The sequence below is a fragment of the Novosphingobium mangrovi genome, assembly GCF_022818885.1.
Lineage (GTDB): Bacteria > Pseudomonadota > Alphaproteobacteria > Sphingomonadales > Sphingomonadaceae > Novosphingobium > Novosphingobium mangrovi.
Window position 1 is genome coordinate 1 of the sequence record NZ_JALHAT010000063.1, and the last position, 1294, is coordinate 1294.

1 protein-coding gene is annotated in these 1294 nt (G+C 68.2%); it reads right to left on the reverse strand.

Annotated elements, in window-relative coordinates; translation table 11 throughout:
• Positions 1-15 precede the first annotated feature (15 nt).
• Positions 16-1002, reverse strand: coding sequence for an adenosine kinase (locus MTR65_RS19110; protein ID WP_243802987.1), 987 nt, complete (start codon positions 1000-1002; stop codon positions 16-18).
• Positions 1003-1294: the final 292 nt, after the last annotated feature.

Sequence of the window (1294 nt, forward strand, 5' to 3'; positions counted from 1 at the left end):
TCGGCCCCTGTCGGGTCAGACGCCAGCAAGCGCCTTGAGATCGGCTTCCGGACGGGCCCCCATGTGCGAAATGATCTCGGCTGCACAGACTGCCCCAAGCTTGAGGCACTTGGCAACCTCCATGCCGCGCACGTGGCCATAGAGGAAGCCGGCCGCGAACAGGTCACCGGCGCCCGTCGTGTCGACGACCTTGGCGATGGGCTCGGCCGGGACCTGGGTCACCTCGCCGCCGGTCGCGGCGACCGCGCCCTTTTCGCTGCGGGTCACGACCAGCGTTCCGATCTTGGGCGCAAGTGCGGCGATCCCGGCGTCGAAATCGTCCTCGCCGGTCAGCGCGGCCAGTTCGACCTCGTTGGCAAAGAGGATGTCGATCAGGCCATCGGCGATGAGCGCGCGGAAGTCATCGCCATGACGGCTGATGACGAAGGCATCGGACAGCGTGAAGGCAACCTTCGCGCCCGCGCCGCGCGCGGCATCAATCGCCTTGCGCATGGCAGCGCGCGGCTCTTCGGGATCCCACAGGTAGCCTTCGAGGTAGAGCACCTTGGCGCGCGCGATCATGTCGAGATCAAGCGCCTCGGCGGGCAGGTACTGCGAGGCGCCGAGGAAAGTGTTCATCGTGCGCTGGCCGTCGGGCGAGACGAAGATCAGGCAGCGCGCCGTCGGCGGGTCGCCTGCGCGCGGCGCGGTGGTGTAGGCGATGCCGCCCGAACGGATGTCGTGCGCGAAGATCTCACCCAGCTGGTCGTCGGCAACCTGGCCGATGAAGCCGCAGTCGGCGCCCAGCGCGGCAAGACCGGCCAGCGTGTTCGCCGCCGAACCACCCGAGATCTCGGTTGCCTGGCCCATGCGCGCGTAGAGCGAGGTCGCCCCCTCGGTGTCGATCAGGGTCATGCCGCCACGCACCATGCCCAGCTCCTCGATCAGGGCATCCTCGCAGGGGGCCATGACATCGACAATGGCGTTACCGATGGCAACGACGTCCAGGGTAGTCTCGCTCATGCAGCTTGTTTCCTCAGGCTAAGGGGTTGTTCGGCAGTGAACTTCACGCAGCACACAGGTTTTTGCACCGCATCATGGCGCGAGTAGCCTGCCGTCTGTCGCGGTGCAACCTTCCCCGCCCCCGCGGCCCGTTGACACAGGAGCAGCGGCGGGCGATGCGCTGGAGCCATAATGACGACGATCCGCCCCGCACATTCGCGCCTTCGCCGCCGCCTTTCCACGCCCGCCCGCACGCCGCTCCCGGGGAGGGGAGCCGCGCTCCTGCTGGCCGGGGCCCTGGCGCTGGCGGGCT

Coding starts and splice junctions, on each gene's coding strand:
- MTR65_RS19110 (WP_243802987.1), bottom strand. CDS start 1,002: ATGAGCGAGACTACCCTGGACGTCGTTGCCATCGGTAACGCCATTGTC.